The organism is uncultured Paraglaciecola sp., assembly GCF_963977085.1.
GTDB lineage: Bacteria > Pseudomonadota > Gammaproteobacteria > Enterobacterales > Alteromonadaceae > Paraglaciecola.
In genome coordinates, this window is record NZ_CAXBNC010000003.1 from 203,756 (window position 1) to 221,456 (window position 17,701).

Genomic DNA, 17,701 nt, shown 5'->3' on the forward strand with positions numbered 1-17,701 from the left:
GCTTGAAGCAAAACGGTGTCTAACTAAGACACCGTTTTATCTAGCTAAATAATAAGTGCTTAAGGTGCTTCAGCAGAGTAATCAAACATACCAGTGTCTGGTGCTTGATCAGTTCCCCAACCCGCTCCGGTGCCTACAAACATCATTTTGATTGTGGTTATATCTGTTGGATTACCAATTTCACTTAAAGGAATGGTCATAGTTGTGATTATAGAATCACCACCTTGTGCAGTTGCTGTAGTTTCAGCTGCGACCCAAACGCCTTGATCTGCATCGTTTTTCGAAGGGTTCCAACCTTCTCCAGTATATTCAAAGTTATAAGCATACTCTGCACTTAAGCCAGTTAAGCTTGCTGCTCCACCAGGCAATGGCGTAGTTGCTGTATCACTATCATCAGTATTCAAATATACCCGAATGGTATGCCAAGCATCTTTGGCTGCTTTGTGCGTTTGTGTAACGACTAAACTCGCATCGTCCATGGCAACTGAAACCGAGGCAATATCATTACCAAGTGGGCTGATATCTTCATCTGTTTCTTCAATTTCGATTACGATTGGTTTGACATGTTGATACATTCCGTCATTTGGTGCTTGGTCATTCCCCCAACCAGCTCCTGTACCAACAAACATAGTTTTGATTGCTGTTACGTCATCAGGATCCCCAATTTCACTTAACGGGATCGTTATAGTAGTAATGACAGTATCGCCACCTGTTGCGGTGGCAGTTGAGTCCGCACTACTCCAAACACCTTCGGATACAACTTGTTTCGATGAATTCCACCCTTCTCCCGTGTATTCAAAAATATAACCATACTCAGCAACCAGTCCAGTCAGGCTTGGTGCTCCGCCGGGCATTGGCGTAGAAGTAGTGTCACTATCATCAGTGTTCAAATATACCCGTATGGTGTGCCAAGCATCTTTAGGTGCTTTATGCGCTTGTGATATGACTAAGTCGGTGCCCACTATTTTGTAAGAAACATAATCAATATCATTGCCAAGAGGGCTTATATCATCATCTGTTTCAGTGATCAGCGCTACATTGGCACTCGCTGCTGCTTCGGCAGCCGCGGCAGCAGCAGCTTCGGCGGCGGCAATTGCAGCGGCTTCTGCTGCAGCTTCGGCCTCTGCTTCCGCTGCTGCTTCTGCTGCGGCAACCGCTGCTACTAGGGCTTCATCAACAGGCTCAACATTACTGTCCAGACTCTGCTCCCAACAACCCGTTATAGTTGTAGCCAGTAAACTAAGTACAAAAATATATTTTAAATTCTTCATAAGTAATTGCTCTGCTGAATGTTCTCTTTGGTGAATGCCTAATTATTAATATATAGACGGCTATTTTTTCTTAATATCGTTACGAATGTGCCATTAACATTTCCAATGGTATATATAACGCCGATCACCTTTTTTTTTATTATATTGAAACTACAACAAACAAGATGAAAGATTAATGCGTTTCAAAATAAACTATAAATGAAATGCAATGGAATTAAAATGATTAAATTTTGATTTAATTTGAATTGTTGAAATGTGCTTGTTTCGAGTTGCTTTCGTTTGGTTGTTTTGTGGCGCGTTAAATAGTAAATAGACGATCAATCTTTTCGTCTTAACACTAGGCGGGCAAATAACGCTTAGTTAAACCACTTTTCTAGATTATGCACAATTACAAGTTGTCAGGTGTCGGGGGCTCTGCCAATTTATATTCAGACTCAATAGGGGGTCTACTCAATGTGTTTGAAAATATTGCTGGGTAGTGAAAATATAAGTACAACTAAGCCAAATCTAATAAAGGTATATGTACCAAAAGAACACTATTGATGCCTGTTTTATTGTGGAAATGACTATTTTCTTGCGTTAGTAAACATTTCTTTTGGGGCAGCAATACTCGTCAGCGGAATTAAACTGAAGGGAGTAGGCATTACAAGCCAATAATTTTGTCATGCTCTATTGTTGCAGTGACATTTTCAATGTGTTGATAATAATTTTTAATTCGTTAAAGACTAATTCAGGCTCTGTCAGATCGATAGAATGTCCACTTTGGGTGGTGACAATTGCTTTACCTTGTGGGAAATTCGAGACCCAGTCTTTATGCCATTTTGCTTTTTTAGCACGGCCTTCATCAGTGAAAAAAATGTGCGGAGTGGGTTCATATTTTTTTGAACTGATAAGCACAGTGACTGGGATATCTTTTATCTGAGGATAACCGGGCATGTGTCGCCTAGCCCAAAAATCTAAAAAGTCATTCGCCATGCCGTTTTTCGAACCTTGCTCAATCCAGCCTGCAATTTCTCTATTGGCCTCTTCTAAATTAATACTTCGCATAATGTCGTTATCAGCTTCTGTATTAGGATCAATTAACAACATGCCAGCCACTCTTTCTGGAAAGTTGGCTGCAAACATCCGGGTAATCAGTGCTCCGTAGGAATGGGAAATAACGACTATAGGCTTTGAAATATTTAATGTTGTTAAGAAGGCATCAAGGTGGGCTGAGTATTCTTCTGCACTAAACTGTCTTTTAAGTTGGCTTGGATTTTCATTACCAACTCTTGTATACCGAATAGTGTGACCTAAATTCGCTAAGTCATCAAAGATGTTATCCCAGCGATGTAGATCACCACCAGAGCCCGTTTCGAGTAAAATGACAAAATCTGAGTCCCCTTTCGATTGGTATTCTATATAAAATTCACCAATATCAGCTCGGGAAATGGTTTCGTGAGATTGAGCAGTAAAACTTAAAAATACAACCAGTAATATAAATGAACGCATGTACATTTCCTTCTTAGGTTAATTGGCGTTTTTTTCGGTGATTGAATTGAGCAGATTGACGTAGCGAGTCTTAAAGGCATTACTTTCAACATTTTCACTACTACTTTTTGTAATAGCCAAGCCTCGTGCCTTTAACGCATTGTTAAGGTCGCCATTTGCTTCAAGGCCATCAGCTAAACTGTCGTAAGCATCAGCCTTGTGCGGGTAGGTTTTTACGTTGGCTTCGAATATTTTGATGGCCGTTGCAAAGTCCTTTTTATTTAAAGCATTGTACCCAGCTCTGTTGATAGCTCGGTAACTAGGTATCGACTGATAAGCATACTTTTCAGACTGAGTTTTGAAAAACTGCTCTATAGCAGGTATGCCATTGGCGACCACGTCTTTAGGCGCTTGTAATGTGGTATTTAAGTAACGATAGGCTAGAGAATGCCCAACAAGTGCGGTTGTATTATGGTTTTCCGCGGTGTTTAACTCAGCATTAAATGCCAAGTTTTTAGGCGCATGTTCCTTTAACAGCTGCTTGTAGCGTTCAAAGGTACTCAACATATGGCCACCTTCATTACCCATATTGATGTATAAATATTTATGTAGCGTTGCAGTACGAGTTAAAAAGTTTTTGGCATCTTTGAATATTATTTGATCATGCCACCATAAACTGGGGCTAAAAGCGAAGTAGGCTTGGAAAAGTTTTGGCCTAGATTGCAATGCATAAATAGACAATAGACCGCCTAAGGAGTGACCAGACAGTATCTTAAAGTGATTAGTGCGGTATTGTTTATTCACATAGGGGATAAGTTCTTGTTCAATAAAATCAAGAAAATTATCTGCGCCACCCGATATGCCCCACTGGTTATAACTCTGATCATACGTTGGGGTAAAGTCTCTCGTTCGGTGGGTATTTAAAATGGCGACAATAATCATCTCTTGGGCCATATTAGATTGATTTAGCAAATCTAAGGTGCCAGCTGCGTGAGCAAAGTTTCTCTGACCATCAAGTAAAAATAGTACCGGGTAGTTTAGCGTTGTATTTTGTTGATAGTTATTTGGAAGATAAATTAATAACTCCCTTTCTTCCGCCAATATTTTTGACGCTAAGCGCTCAGTCCTGGACTCACCTCGTACCTTGGCATGAGTAATATTAGCGAGCAGTGCAACAATAAAAATGCTAACAATTAGTTTAATCATAGAAGTAGTCTTGCCTGTAACTTTAGGTAATAAATATTGAATTACAGTTACATTTTCTTTTCCTCGTGTAATGAATATTCGAGGAAAAAAGGTGAACAAAAGGTGAATTCTGCTAGTTCGCTTTGAATGCGATAGAGATTAGAAATTTATTCATGTGGTTGGCTTTTGTTACGAATTAACAACGTGATAAACTTAGTGTGGTATGTAACGAATTTAGATTAGAAACAATAACTTATGCTCCAGCTTGGCGAATTCATCCTTGATTGTAAACAGGCAAGATTATTTTGCGGTGACGATGAGTTAGCCATAGAACCTAAATTGTTTGAGCTATTGCTGCTATTTGTAGATCACCCTAATAGCATTATTTCTAGGCAAGATATTTTAGATAAATTGTGGGAAAACTCCCTTGTTACCGACAATGCCATCAATAAGATGGTTGCCAACTTGCGTAAGCTACTGTCTGACGACGCCCAAAACCCTAGGTACATTCAAACCATTCCAAAACGCGGTTATCGACTCATTTGTGAAGTGAGTACGCTTCAAGACCCAAACTCAATTCTTATAGACCAGCCTAAAGGCGAACAATCCGAAAAAACGGCTAACAATCAACCAAGCAAACTAAAGAGTTACCCTAACAAAACAATCATTACCCTAATGTTGCTATTTTTTGCTTGGGTTATTTGGCAAATATTTAAAAGTAACAACAAAGATACAAGTCGCTATAGCATCTCGCTAACGCGTGCAAATGGTGCGGAAGAGTCGGCACGAATGCACCCCAATGCTAATGACTTGTACTTTTTAAAAAGAACGTCCGAAAACACAGCATATTCACTCTATATAAAAGACGTTAATACCGCAAAAATAACCGAAGTCGACATAGGGAACACCAGCATTAGCAATATTTTTGCTGTAGTTGCTGGGCTAGAAAAAGAAACTACTCACCTTCTCTACCATGATAAAAAGCCAGACAGTTGTGGTGTTTATCAAGCCTTGATTAGCAAGAATAAAGAATGGCTCAATACTAAAAAGTTATTTGCTTGCAATGGTAAACGGATTAAAGACCTTGATTACCATATTAGTAAAAAAGTCGTCTATTACGCAGCCCAACCTCAGAATTTTTGGCCAAATCAAATCTATGCTTATGATTTAACCACGAAAAAACATCGTTTTGTTACCCAAGTTGAACCTCGGGGTAGAGGTCATTACAGTATTGATATATCACCTGATGGCAATAAACTATTGGTAATGAGCGCTGATAGCGATTACAAAACCCAGTTATTAGTACTCAATTTACTTGATAACCAAATGACTGAAGGTTTGACCTTTGACTATCATGTTAGTGAAGCGATTTGGCATCATGATTCAGAGCAAATTTACTACTATGGCGCAGCGCCTGCCAAACAAATTATTAAGAGTGATTTGTATGGCAAAAATGCCAGCCAGTTTGTGAGTGTTTCTGAAAATTTGTCTCCAAGAATGTCACTGTTTCCAGATGGAAAGAACTTACTTTTTAGTACAGAGCAGAAAAATTTTAGTAACCGCTGGTTAGTTGCACCAAGCCAAGTAGATAATATTGACAACTCAGCAGTTGCAGATGTTTACCCCACGCTATTCCATCATAGTTTAGAGTATTTGTTTATTTCAAAACGCAGTGGCCGCCAGCAACTCTACCTAGGAAACTACCACACCAATAAAGCCGAGATAGTCAGCAACTTCTCCTCATCTGATTGGTTAGGTTACATGGCTATTTCTGGGGATGATAAGCGTGTGTTGTTAAACGTAGAAAATAAAGTATACGCAATCCCCACAAGCGATTTGAGTCAGTTGGTCCCGTTAACCACACTCAAACCTGAACATCTTATTTTTACGAGTAACGCCCCAATTATCTCTGTAGATTGGTTGTCGATACATGATGCTGCGATAACTAAGGTTAAAAATGGTATACCTGAGTTAGTAGTGATTAGTTTGCAGGATAATAGAGTTAAAGAGATAAGTGGCGAATGGGCCTATGGGCTATCTGATCAGCAACATCCTGAATATAGTTACTTTATTGAACGGCGAAGCAACGCTTTATTTCGCACTCATGTTATGACTAAAAGTACTAAAGCAGACGCTAAACAACAGAAATTTAGCAGCACCCAAGTAACCTTACCTGATGGTTTTTTTCATGTGAAAATTGATGCTAATACTTTGTATTATGGCAGTTCTGAAAAGGGTATTGATTACTTAAACGCGGTTTCATTGAGCAACACAGAGAATTCCCAAAAATACCCTTCAAAGGGATTTTCTAGCTATGACGTATACGACGGCAATATCATCTTAAGTGATGTAGAAAGTTTAGAAGGTGATGTGCATCGAACCATGGATTAAATGGCTAGATTACAAAGTTGTGATTGCCGCCTTTGTTATGCGGCAAAGTAGCATTAAGTTCTGATCTTTAATTCTTTTGTTGATGACTCAATATGTTGGTAAATTTCTGCTAGTTTTTCCGATGTTTCTTCCATGATTTGGGCTTCTTGCAGCGATTGAGTATTTTGTAATTCAATATTGTTTATAGCTTGATTAATGGTATCTGTTTGTTCCAATTGACCATCCATTTCTACTTCGATAACACCATGTAAACGCCTAATTTGCATGATGATTTTGTGTAGTGAATCGATAAATTCTTGGGATTTTTCTGTTTGTGACAAGCTAATTTCAGCTTGATCTTTCCCCTGAGACATTGCCTGTACCGCACTATCAGCTTCGCTCTGTAGTTTGCTAATATTGTCAGATATTTGTTTGGTTGATTCTTGGGTTTTAGTGGCCAAACTTCTCACTTCGTCTGCCACTACTGCAAATCCTCTGCCTGACTCTCCTGCTCGAGCTGCCTCAATTGCAGCATTGAGTGCCAATAAATTGGTTTGATCTGCAATACCATTAATAACATTAACAACATTTCCAATATTGTCGGTATCTGTTTTTAAGTCAGCAATGATACTTGAAGCATGATTTGTGGCTTTGAGCATATTTTGACTGGTGTTCAAGTTTTCCTTAAACATAGCCTGTCCAGCGTCTGTGAGCTCGGCACTGTCACTGACCAATGAATTCGCCTCAGAAATTGCATTACTTACGGAATTATTCGACTCAGACAGTTTTTGCATATTCTCGGCAAGCTTTGAGGTTTCTTGGGTTTGAATGCTTAAACTTAGTTTTACCTTCTTGAAAGCGTTAAACATGTTTTCAATTATCTTCCCTAAGCCTTTTATATCGTTGAAAATTTGCTGTAATACTTTACTTAACCCCTCCTGAATTTGTATAAAATTTCTGGCAACTTGACCAATTTCATCAGGATTTTTGTTATTGATTTCATCAGTAAAGTCGCCTTCTGCGATTTTTTGAGATGCTAAGGTTATGGATTTAAGTGGGGAGATAATTTTAGCGTTGATAAACCAACTGATCCCTACCAATATAAGAATAATGATGATGACTGTGCTGGCTTTAGTAAATAAAAACGTCGATTGTGCTTTAGATTCATTTTTAGCTTTGAGTCCTAAGATACTTTTACTGACGGCATCTACGGCTAAAATGAGATTCTCTGTGGGTTCCCTATCTATACCGGCAACGCTGCTATCTGCCTGTGCAATATTTTTGTTGGACTCTATAAACACATCATATCCGGCGCGATAAGCGGATAACATATCAGGGTAATTTTGGGAAAATTTTTGAATATACACCATAGCGGGATCGCTATTGTCCATGGTCTGTAATAAATTTTGATAGCTCGATTGTATTTTAATGGCTGATTGATTAAAGCGTTCCCAATATTTACGCAACTGCTCTGGATCTTTCCCTCTGATCAAGGTGTTTTTCCACTCTTGCACTTGCGTCTTAAATTGTACATTTAAATCAGCGACTTCTAGCATGATTTTTGTGTCTTTATTAACACTTTCAGAATAACCAGTCATCGCATCGTTGATAGACGCAACGCCTATAAATACTGTCATAACAATGACCGACATCGAGCAAACCAATAGCAATAGAATTTTGTTTCTTACCTGAGAGCGAATTAATTGCATTATTTATTCCCTAATACCGCGCTGATTAATTTATAACGGCTGAAAGTGATAGATTGTTAATGATGTATTTTTTTTGTTCTTTAAATAAGCGGTTGTTCATCGAATATAATGAGTTTTTAGCAGTGAATCAAACAAACATTCTGGCCATAGGTGCCGTTGAGGCTCAATGTGTTTTTTGATTTAGCGTCTGGGGAATGAGTTTGTTGTATGTGCTGATGGTGCTGAGGTGGCATTAGGGAAAGTACAACAAGTGACTTTTGATTTGATTTCTCTAGAGAGTCATTTTCCTTTGGTGAATGCCTTGGAATGAGAGGGGTAATAGCCCAAATAACAAAATTGTGAGGTGCGTTACAAATTGTTCAGGTAAAAATATTCGTTAATTAATCATATTTTGCACAGAGGGGATTTTATTTAAACCTGTTATCAATCAGGCTTAGTTTTTTTGTTGTGGTGTTTAGGCTTTGCCTAGGGTGAATTAATTCAATTCCCAGGTGATCCTCTTGGCACTTTATGGGATAAGATATGTAGTGGATAAAATCACCAGAGGTATTCGATGCAAACTAACACTCAATCTGCAGCATTCACTGCCACTTTAGTTGCTGATATTGCACCTAAGATTCAGTCATTAAACAACACCTTTGCCACTGGCAATACTAAGTCATTTGCTTGGCGTGTTACGCAGCTCGAACAAATCAAAAAGATGGTGCTTGAACAACAAGATGACATTTTTGTTGCGATGCAAAAAGATTTAGGTCGCTGTGATATGGAATCATGGACTGCTGAGCTAGGGGGGGTAGTAAGCGAGGTTGAGCATTCAATTAAACATCTTAAAAAATGGATGAAACCCCGCAAGGTCTCAACCCCAATTGTCGCTCAACCGGGTAAAAGTTATATATTGCCAGAGCCTTTAGGTACCATTTTGATTATTGGTGCATGGAATTATCCTTTGTTACTGGTTTTGTCACCACTTGTTGCAGCTATTTCTGCCGGTAATTGCGCGCTAATTAAGCCTTCAGAGTTATCAGCCAATATGTCTGGCTTATTGGCAAAAATGGTTTCGCAATATTTAGATAATGATGCCATAGATGTGGTGGAAGGCGCAGTAGAGGAGACCACTGAATTACTCAAACATAAATTTGATCATATTATTTATACCGGTGGTGATGTAGTCGGTAAGATTGTGATGCGAGCTGCTGCTGAATTTCTCACACCTGTTACTTTAGAGCTGGGTGGAAAAAGCCCTTGTATCGTTGATAGCTCCACCGACTTAGATGTTACCGCCGCTAGAATAGTCTGGAGTAAATGGATGAATGCAGGCCAGACCTGTGTTGCTCCTGATTATGTGCTAGTAGAAAAGTCTTTTGCTGGACAACTAATAGAAGCACTTAAAAACAAAATCACTGCGTTTTATGGTGCCGATGTGGCAATTTCTAAAGATTATGGGCGGATAGTAAGTGAACGTCACTGTTCCCGCATCATCAAGTACTTGGCAGAGCAAAATGTAGTGCATGGTGGCCATCATGATATAGCTAACAAATACATTGAACCCACAATAGTGTTAGACCCAAGCGCTGACAGTTTACTTATGCAAGAAGAAATTTTTGGGCCGATTTTACCCATAATTACGGTAGATACTATTAGTCAGGCAATACCTTATGTAAACAAACGTGAAAAACCATTAGCTTTGTACCTGTTCAGTAAAAATACTCACTTCGAACAGCAAGTTTTAAGGTCCACTAGCGCCGGCATGGTCTGTATTAACGACGGATTTATGTTTGCTGCTAATCCTAACTTACCTTTTGGTGGTGTGGGTAACAGTGGTACAGGTGCGTATCATGGTAAAATAGGATTTGACAATTTTAGTCACCTAAAAACGGTAATGAAGCGCAGTTTTTGGTTTGATGTGCCATTACGATATCCGCCTTTTACAGATAAGAAATTTAAGCTTTTGAAAAAATTGATATAGGTGAGATATGACACTGACTCCTTTCCACCTTGCGATCCCAGTGATCGATTTGGAACACGCAAATGCTTTTTATGGCGGATTATTAGGCTGTGAAAAAGGTCGTTATTCCGAGCAATGGATTGACTGGAATTTTTTTGGACATCAATTGGTGACTCACCTAGTGAGTTCGATGCCAAGTTTGCCTAATCATAACCAAGTCGATAATCATGACGTGCCGGTGCCACATTTTGGTGTGGTTTTGCCTTGGCAAGATTGGCAACAATTAGCCGATAAACTTAAAGCCAGTTCCATAGATTTTGTGATTGAGCCGCACATACGATTTGAAGGGCAGATAGGTGAGCAGGGGACGATGTTTTTTCATGATCCTAGTGGCAATGCTTTAGAATTTAAAGCATTTCAGGACATGCAACAGCTGTTTGCCAGTTAATGTGAATAACCTATTAAGATTTTAGTGCTGATTAGTTTAATAGATTGAATTGTTTAAGAATATTCATTAGCAATCTAACCTAATAAGGCCTAATCTTGTTCTACATTCTCTACCAACAGGAAAAAAAATAATGAGTAATATCAATATTGGTATCAATGAGAAAGACAGAGAAGTCATCGCTCAGGGGCTGAAGTGTCTGTTAGCAGATTCTTATACTTTGTATTTGCAAACCCATAACTTTCATTGGAATGTTACCGGAGCGCAATTCAGAGAATTACATCTAATGTTCGAAGAACATTATACTGAGTTGGCTGTAGCGGTTGATGATATCGCCGAACGTATCCGTACCCTAGATGTGGCTGCACCAGGCACTTATAAAGAATTTGCTAGTTTGAGTTCGATCAAAGAAGTAGATGGTGTGCCTTCCGGAACGGAAATGGTCAAAATACTTCTAGCTGGCCATGAAGCCGTTGTAAAAACCTGCCGTAAAGTGTTATCTAGCGCCCAGCAAGCAGATGACGAATCTACCGCTGCCCTAGTATCTGACAGAATGCGGATTCATGAAAAAACCGCATGGATGTTACGAGCGTTAAGCTAAAATCTAGCATCTAGCATCTAGCATCTAGCATCTAGCTTCTAGCTTCTAATTTCTAATATTCTCTAAAATTAAGGGCCCAAAATATACTAAAATATTTTGGGCTTTTTAGGGTTTCAAAGCCTTTCTCAACGAGCGACTTTTAATAACTCTTCTTCTAATGTTGTGTCTTTGTTTTTCGATTTTTTAGGCTCTAAATAAGCTTGATACCTGCCTGGTTTATGATTGACTGCGATTAATAGATTTAGAGTGATAGCACCAATCACAGATAAAATCACAATATCGAAATTAAAAATAAACATCGATGACCCTAGAATCATCGAGTCGACCAATAATCCAAAATTACCGGCGCGAATATTAAATTTACTTTGTAGATACAAGGCTAAAATACCTAAGCCGCCAAGGCTGGATTTATGCCTAAACATAATCAATAAACCCACACCAATTAACATGCCGCCAGCTATGGTGGCAAATAACGGGTGAATGCTTTTAATAGTAATTAAATGCCCTATCTGTTCTGTCATGACAGACACCATAGTGACTGAAATAAAGGTATTAATAGTGAAGCGTTTACTTAATTGGGTCCAAGCGATGTAGTAAAAAGGTATATTCACCAAGAAAAATAGTAGCCCAAAGTTCATATCAATAATATGTGTGCCAATAATGGCGATGCCAGCAGTGCCACCAGTCAGTAAGTTGTGTGTGCCAAACAATACCACACCGAAAGACACTAATACCCCTGCACAAAAAAGTGCGAGTACGTCTTCATAAAATCTGTGCTTAGGAAAATTCACTGATATACCTCAAAATAAAAATAGGCGAAAAAACACGCGAATAAAGTGAGGCGCGCATTTTACAGATTTAGGCTTGTATTGTTAGTTCATCTAACTGATCAGTTTGTGGCTGGAGTTGCGGCAAAGTACCGTATACTTTACGACTATGGTTGCTTTTGTAAACACCCTGTAGAAGAGATGTTTACAAGGTGTGAGGTGAAATTTACAGCCTCACCATGATTAGCAGTGAATACACGAAATTAGAGTGTTTTAATTCCCTTTTTTAGTTTGCTTTAGTATTTTGCTAACCACTAATTATATTGGGTTTAGCCGTGACATTGGCGCCTATAATCAGTGTCGAGACAGTCAACGATTATTAAAGTGGCTAGATGTTTTATGGTTTTAAGCTGTAAACACAAAGGTGAAATTTTTAACGCAAGAGGTTGGAAAAGCTTTTTTTGTAAAGGTGATCTTTTTGTGTTTTTTTCGGCTATGCTAATTATCCGCAACTTCACCCTTTTGGAGACATTCTATGCCACATATTGCCCCTACACAGATCCCACAACAAGCTTTTGATTGGTATGACGATTATGCTCATGGAGATATCGATAGACGTACTTTTCTGAGCCGTTTGGGCTCATTGTCTGTTGCAGGACTTACCCTTGGAGCGGTAACCAGTGCTCTGACCCCAAATTATGCGCTCGCTGAGCAAGTGTCGTTTAACGACGAGGATATTAAAGGGACTTACCAAGAATTTGAATCGCCCAAAGGACACGGCAAAGGTCGTGGGTATTTGGTTGTTCCGAGCAAAATGACTAGTAAAGCGCCAGCAGTATTAGTGGTTCATGAGAATCGTGGACTCAATCCTTACGTCCGAGATGTAGCAAGACGTTTGGCTAAGCAAGGTTTTATTGCCTTTGCACCCGATGCACTTTTCCCTTTGGGTGGCTATCCGGGTAATGACGATGATGGCCGAGCTATGCAGCGCAGTATGGACAGCGAAAAAATTGATCATGATTTTAAAGCCGCTGCCAGTTACCTGAAACAACATGCTTCCACTACAGGTAAGTTAGGAGTTGTGGGGTTTTGTTTTGGTGGTTACGTAAGCAATATGTTGGCCGCTGCAACTCCCGAGCTTATTGATGCCGCCGTCCCTTTTTATGGCACACCTGCAAAAGGTAACCTAGTTAAAAATGTCAAAGCGCCTATTTTGCTGCAATTTGCTGAAAACGATAAAAGAGTGAATGCAACTTGGCCTGAGTACGAAGCAACATTAAAAGCCAATGATGTGAAGTACAAGGCACACTTTTATCCGAATACTCAACATGGTTTCCACAATGATTCTACTAGTCGTTATGATCCGAAAGCCGCTGAGTTAGCTTGGTCACGTACGTTAGCGTTTTTTAAACTACATTTAGCCTAATTATTCGTCCAGATTGACAGTAATAATGTGGCAACTGCTGCAGTTGGCTGTGTTGATAAATTCAGTTACATTTTTATTAATGACCAATGTATTTGAGTAAGCCATTATGGCCTGTAAAAATAGGGGGAAATTGTGAATAAAGATTTAAAAGGCTTGTGCTTATTTTTGGGAATGATTGGATTAGCTTATGCTGCTATTTTGATAATAACCATGTTGTTCACTGGGGTAAAAATCCTTAAGAGTATTGTATTTATTTCTGCGTTTTCATCGTTTTTAATCAGTCTTGGGCTAACACCTCATGTTAAACAACGATTAGTTCAAGTGATTAAACAAAAAGTGGCGCTCTACAAATAGACTAATTAAACAGGTGTTGAGCCTGTTTGCAATCAAGCAGTGAATCTAGGGTTGGTGCGATTAGGCTTTAACGTTAAATTTTCTAGAATGTTAAAGGAGACACACCATGAAACTCATTGTAAAGCCACTCATCGCCTTCATAGCTACTTTTATCTTGTCGGCATGCGTTGGTTTAAATCCTAACTTTGAGGAGCCTGATGTCAGTGTCAATTCCTTTAAATTACTGCCTGGTGCTAGCATTAACCCCACCTTTGAAATTGGTTTGCGAGTGCTAAATCCAAACAGCATATCGTTGAATTTAAAAGGCATGTCCTACAGTGCTAGCATTGAAGGTAATAAGGTGTTTTCTGGTGTCGCTAATCAACTTCCCATAGTGCCAGCTTATGGCGAAGCAGACATAAAACTCAATGTTCAAGCAGATTTGTTTGGGGGGATTCGTCTTATTGGTGATCTTTTGAAAAAAAGAGACAAAGCTGTTTCCTACACACTTAAAGTGAAATTAGACCTCGGCACTTTTGCCCTGCCTATATACATCACACATCGAGGTGACTTGAGCATTCCTAGCACTCATTAATCCAAATTAAGGCATTACTTAGAGTAACAGTAATGCCTTATTTCAATTGGATATTTAGCTAGTTAAACACGCTCAAATATTGTTGCAATCCCCTGACCTAATCCAATACACATAGTGGCTAAACCGATAGATTTATCCTCGGCTTCCATTAGATTGATTAAGGTTGTAGAAATACGCGAGCCAGAACAACCTAAAGGATGACCTAGTGCAATGGCACCACCATTCAAGTTGACTCTGTCATCGTAATTGTCAATCCAGCCGAGTTGTTTAATACAAGACAGGGCTTGTGCAGCAAAGGCTTCGTTAAACTCTGCCAGCTCAATGTCAGCCATAGTCATGCCAGCACGTTTTAACGCTTTTTGGGTGGCAGGTACTGGACCAAAGCCCATGATAGCTGCATCACAGCCAGCCACTGCCATAGCACGAATTTTAGCGCGAGGCGTTAATCCTAGAGCTTTGGCTTTGTCGGCAGACATGATCAACATAGCAGAGGCGCCATCAGACAAGGCTGATGATGTACCAGCTGTAACTGTTCCGTTGACTGGATCGAATACCGGTCTTAAGGCAGCCATGGTTTCTACAGTAGAATCAGGGCGGATCACTTCATCAACACTAATGGATTTTAATATGCCATCAGCATCATGGCCTTGTGTGGCGACAATTTCGTTTGCCCAACGGCCTTCGATTGTGGCTTGATTGGCGCGTTGATGTGAGCGGGCGCCAAAAGCGTCTTGCATTTCCCGGGTAATGCCATTTTGACGACCTAATAATTCAGCTGTCATACCCATGCTACCGGATGCTCTAGCAGTATGTTTAGCGATGCCAGGATGAAAGTCTAGATTAAAATCCATAGGCACGTGTCCCATGTGTTCAACACCACCTATCATATACACATCGCCGCGACCGGACATGATACCGCTGGTGGCGTCGTGTAAAGCTTGCATAGATGAGCCACATAAACGGTTTACTGTTACCGCACCTGTAGATCGAGGGATATCGGTTAATAATTGTGCATTACGAGCAATATTGAAACCCTGCTCTTTGGTTTGTTGCACGCAACCCCAAATGATGTCTTCTATGTCATTAGGATCAAGATTGGGATTACGTTCGACCAATTTTGACATTAAGTGTGCAGATAAGGTTTCTGCGCGCACATTGCGAAAAATACCGCCTTTAGAGCGACCCATAGGTGTACGTATACAATCTACTACTACGACTTCTTTCATGATCTTCTCCTCTGACTATTGTGCAAAATATGATTTGTTTGATGCAGCCATTTCGCGCACACCATCAGAAATCTGATAAACCGGACCTAAGTCAGCGTATTTATCGGCTAATGCGACAAAGTTACTTAAACCCATTGTTTCGATATAGCGGAAAATGCCTCCTTTGAATGGAGGGAAACCAAGGCCATAAAGTAACGCCATATCGGCTTCAGCTGCGCTGGCAACTATGCCTTCTTCTAAACAACGAATGGCTTCATTGGCCATAGGGATCATTACCCGTGCAATAATTTCGTCTTTATCGAAATCACGTTTAGCGGCGCAGTGAGGCGCGAACAATTCGTAAGCTTCTGGTGCCGCTACTTTCACCGGGCGGCCACGTTTATCTAGACTGAAATTATAGAAACCTTTGCCATTCTTTTGTCCTAAACGTTGTGCTTTGTATAAAAGCGTCACAGGGTCGTTAGCAATTTTTTGCATACGTTCTGGAATGCCATCTGACATCACGCTAGAAGCATGGTCAGCTGTATCCATACCTACCACATCGAGTAAAAATGCTGGACCCATAGGCCAACCAAAAATTTTCTCCATGACTTTATCAACGGCGACAAAATCAGCGCCATCCATTAGCAATCTGCTGAATCCAGCGAAATAGGGGAACAACACACGATTCACTAAAAACCCCGGACAATCGTTCACTACTATGGGGGTTTTGCCCATTTTTAGTGTAGCGGCAACCACGGCTGAAATAGTGTCTTCTGAGGTTTTTTCACCGCGAATAATCTCAACTAGAGGCATTTTGTGTACAGGGTTAAAGAAGTGCATGCCGCAGAAGCGTTCTGGTTTTTGTAAACTTTCGGCTAGATGGTTGATTGAGATAGTTGAAGTGTTAGAGCAAATAATCGTATCGTCAGATACATGTTGCTCGGTTTCGGCCAGTACTATGCCTTTGACTTTAGGATTCTCAACAACCGCTTCAATGACCAAGTCGACATCTTTAATGGCTGAATACTCTAAGGTTGGAACTATGTTATTCAGGGTTGTTGCCATTTTGGTCGCGTCTACTTTACCGCGCTGCATGCCTTTACCTAAAATGGTGGCGGCTTCTTTTAAACCTAAGTCTAAAGCAGCTTGGTTAATATCTTTCATTATTACAGGTGTGCCTTTTACAGCAGACTGGTAAGCAATGCCACCACCCATAATACCTGCGCCTAACACAGCTGTTTGATTGATGGCTTTTTTAGCTGCTTTAGCTTGTTTTTTGCCTTTACTTTTTACTAACTGATCAGCCAAGAAAATACCTACTTGGGCTTTGGCTGCGTCGGTTTTCGCTAATATTGCAAAACCTTGGTTTTCTAATTTAAGTGCACCGTCTCTATCAAGGCCAGCTGCTTTTGAAATTGTCTCTACCATCATATGTGGCGCTGGATAATGTTTACCGGCCTGTGCTGCAACCATGGCTTTTGCCGTTGAAAAGCTCATCATGGCTTCGTTTTGGTTGAGTTGCAGAGGTGCTTTTTTCTCTGCTCGACGGGCTTGCCAATCTAAATCTCCAGCGATTGCGTCTTTAAGCATGCTAAGCGCAGCATCAGTGAGCTTTTCTGGTGCTACGACAGCATCTACTGCCCCTTCAGCTAGGGCTTTTGCGGCTTTACGGTCACGGCCAGTTGTCATCCACTCTAGTGCGTTATCGGCACCTATTAGACGAGGTAGTCGCACCGTACCGCCAAAACCTGGCATTAAGCCAAGTTTCACTTCTGGCAAGCCAATGCTGGCGGTGGTATCTGCCACTCTTAAATCACAGGCTAAGGCCATTTCACAACCGCCACCTAGTGCAAAACCATTCACCGCTGCGATGGTAGGAAAAGGTAAGTCTTCAAAACGGTCAAATACTTGGGATGTTTTACTTACCCAAGTCAGTACTTCTTCATCTGGCATATCAAATAAACCAGTAAATTCAGTAATATCAGCACCCACAATAAAGGTGGATTTTGCAGATTTAACCACTACACCCTTAACATCTGAATTGGCTACTAGGGCCTGTGTTGCAGCATCTAAATCAGCTACTGTTTGTTGATCAAACTTGTTTACTGAACCTTGGGCATCAAATACTAATTCTGCAATGCCATCTTGCAGTAATTTGACCGTGAGGCTTTTACCTTGGTATATCATTATCATCTCCTGTGGCTATTGCCAAAGCGTGGGTTGGGAGCAGGCCTAGGGCCCTCCGAATACAAATTTTTATGAATTGTTGTTAAAACCAATCGAAAGAGCAACCTAGTTTTAACAACTTTCAACAAAATCAGTCATAGTCTTTACATGCGGGTAAATATAGCCAATTCAACTGGTCATTCCAGTTAA

At 40.2% G+C, this 17,701-nt stretch carries 14 protein-coding genes; 7 read left to right on the forward strand and 7 right to left on the reverse strand.

Features of this window, described 5'->3' with window-relative positions:
* Positions 1-59: 59 nt before the first annotated feature.
* From AAC000_RS05145 to AAC000_RS05155, 3 genes are all read right to left on the reverse strand, one after another.
* Positions 60-1,271 (reverse strand): hypothetical protein, encoded by a 1,212-nt coding sequence (locus tag AAC000_RS05145; protein ID WP_339720693.1) that lies wholly within the window; start codon positions 1,269-1,271, stop codon positions 60-62.
* Between the two features lie 669 nt (positions 1,272-1,940).
* Positions 1,941-2,762, reverse strand: a complete 822-nt coding sequence (locus tag AAC000_RS05150) for an alpha/beta hydrolase (protein ID WP_339720695.1) — start codon at positions 2,760-2,762, stop codon at positions 1,941-1,943.
* Between the two features lie 18 nt (positions 2,763-2,780).
* Complete coding sequence (locus AAC000_RS05155) at positions 2,781-3,947, reverse strand: alpha/beta hydrolase-fold protein (RefSeq protein WP_339720697.1); 1,167 nt, start codon at positions 3,945-3,947, stop codon at positions 2,781-2,783.
* 234 nt (positions 3,948-4,181) lie between these two features.
* On the opposite strand from AAC000_RS05155, the gene AAC000_RS05160 reads away from it, so the two are divergent.
* The gene (locus AAC000_RS05160) at positions 4,182-6,317 is read left to right on the forward strand and encodes a winged helix-turn-helix domain-containing protein (RefSeq protein WP_339720699.1); all 2,136 of its coding nucleotides are present in this window, start codon (positions 4,182-4,184) and stop codon (positions 6,315-6,317) included.
* Between the two features lie 53 nt (positions 6,318-6,370).
* Here the strand turns inward: AAC000_RS05160 and AAC000_RS05165 are convergent, their stop codons facing one another.
* Positions 6,371-8,005: a methyl-accepting chemotaxis protein gene (locus tag AAC000_RS05165; protein ID WP_339720701.1), complete on the reverse strand. Its 1,635-nt coding sequence runs from the start codon at positions 8,003-8,005 to the stop codon at positions 6,371-6,373.
* A gap of 553 nt (positions 8,006-8,558) precedes the next feature.
* Between AAC000_RS05165 and AAC000_RS05170 the strand changes: the two genes are divergently transcribed.
* From AAC000_RS05170 to AAC000_RS05180, 3 genes are all read left to right on the forward strand, one after another.
* Positions 8,559-9,971 carry an aldehyde dehydrogenase family protein gene (locus AAC000_RS05170; protein WP_339720703.1) on the forward strand — a complete coding sequence of 471 codons (1,413 nt, stop codon included), beginning with the start codon at positions 8,559-8,561 and terminating at the stop codon, positions 9,969-9,971.
* Between the two features lie 7 nt (positions 9,972-9,978).
* Positions 9,979-10,398: a VOC family protein gene (locus tag AAC000_RS05175; protein WP_339720705.1), complete on the forward strand. Its 420-nt coding sequence runs from the start codon at positions 9,979-9,981 to the stop codon at positions 10,396-10,398.
* Positions 10,399-10,528: 130 nt separating this feature from the next.
* Positions 10,529-10,996 (forward strand): Dps family protein, encoded by a 468-nt coding sequence (locus tag AAC000_RS05180; protein ID WP_339720707.1) that lies wholly within the window; start codon positions 10,529-10,531, stop codon positions 10,994-10,996.
* 125 nt (positions 10,997-11,121) lie between these two features.
* Here AAC000_RS05180 and AAC000_RS05185 read toward each other — a convergent pair whose 3' ends face one another.
* Entirely contained in the window at positions 11,122-11,787 is a 666-nt protein-coding gene (locus AAC000_RS05185; RefSeq protein ID WP_339720708.1) for a YitT family protein, read from the reverse strand.
* A gap of 511 nt (positions 11,788-12,298) precedes the next feature.
* On the opposite strand from AAC000_RS05185, the gene AAC000_RS05190 reads away from it, so the two are divergent.
* The 3 genes from AAC000_RS05190 to AAC000_RS05200 all read left to right on the forward strand — a co-directional run bounded on the left by AAC000_RS05190 (position 12,299) and on the right by AAC000_RS05200 (position 14,117).
* Entirely contained in the window at positions 12,299-13,189 is an 891-nt protein-coding gene (locus tag AAC000_RS05190; RefSeq protein WP_339720709.1) for a dienelactone hydrolase family protein, read from the forward strand.
* Positions 13,190-13,321: 132 nt separating this feature from the next.
* The gene (locus tag AAC000_RS05195) at positions 13,322-13,543 is read left to right on the forward strand and encodes a hypothetical protein (protein ID WP_339720710.1); all 222 of its coding nucleotides are present in this window, start codon (positions 13,322-13,324) and stop codon (positions 13,541-13,543) included.
* A gap of 106 nt (positions 13,544-13,649) precedes the next feature.
* Complete coding sequence (locus tag AAC000_RS05200) at positions 13,650-14,117, forward strand: LEA type 2 family protein (protein WP_339720711.1); 468 nt, start codon at positions 13,650-13,652, stop codon at positions 14,115-14,117.
* Between the two features lie 62 nt (positions 14,118-14,179).
* On the opposite strand, the gene fadA is transcribed toward AAC000_RS05200, so the two are convergent.
* Positions 14,180-15,343, reverse strand: coding sequence for an acetyl-CoA C-acyltransferase FadA (gene fadA / locus AAC000_RS05205; RefSeq protein ID WP_339720712.1), 1,164 nt, complete (start codon positions 15,341-15,343; stop codon positions 14,180-14,182).
* A 15-nt stretch (positions 15,344-15,358) separates the two neighbouring features.
* A complete protein-coding gene (gene fadB / locus AAC000_RS05210; protein ID WP_339720713.1) occupies positions 15,359-17,512 on the reverse strand; it encodes a fatty acid oxidation complex subunit alpha FadB in 2,154 nt (717 codons plus the stop codon).
* Between the last annotated feature and the right edge of the window lie 189 nt (positions 17,513-17,701).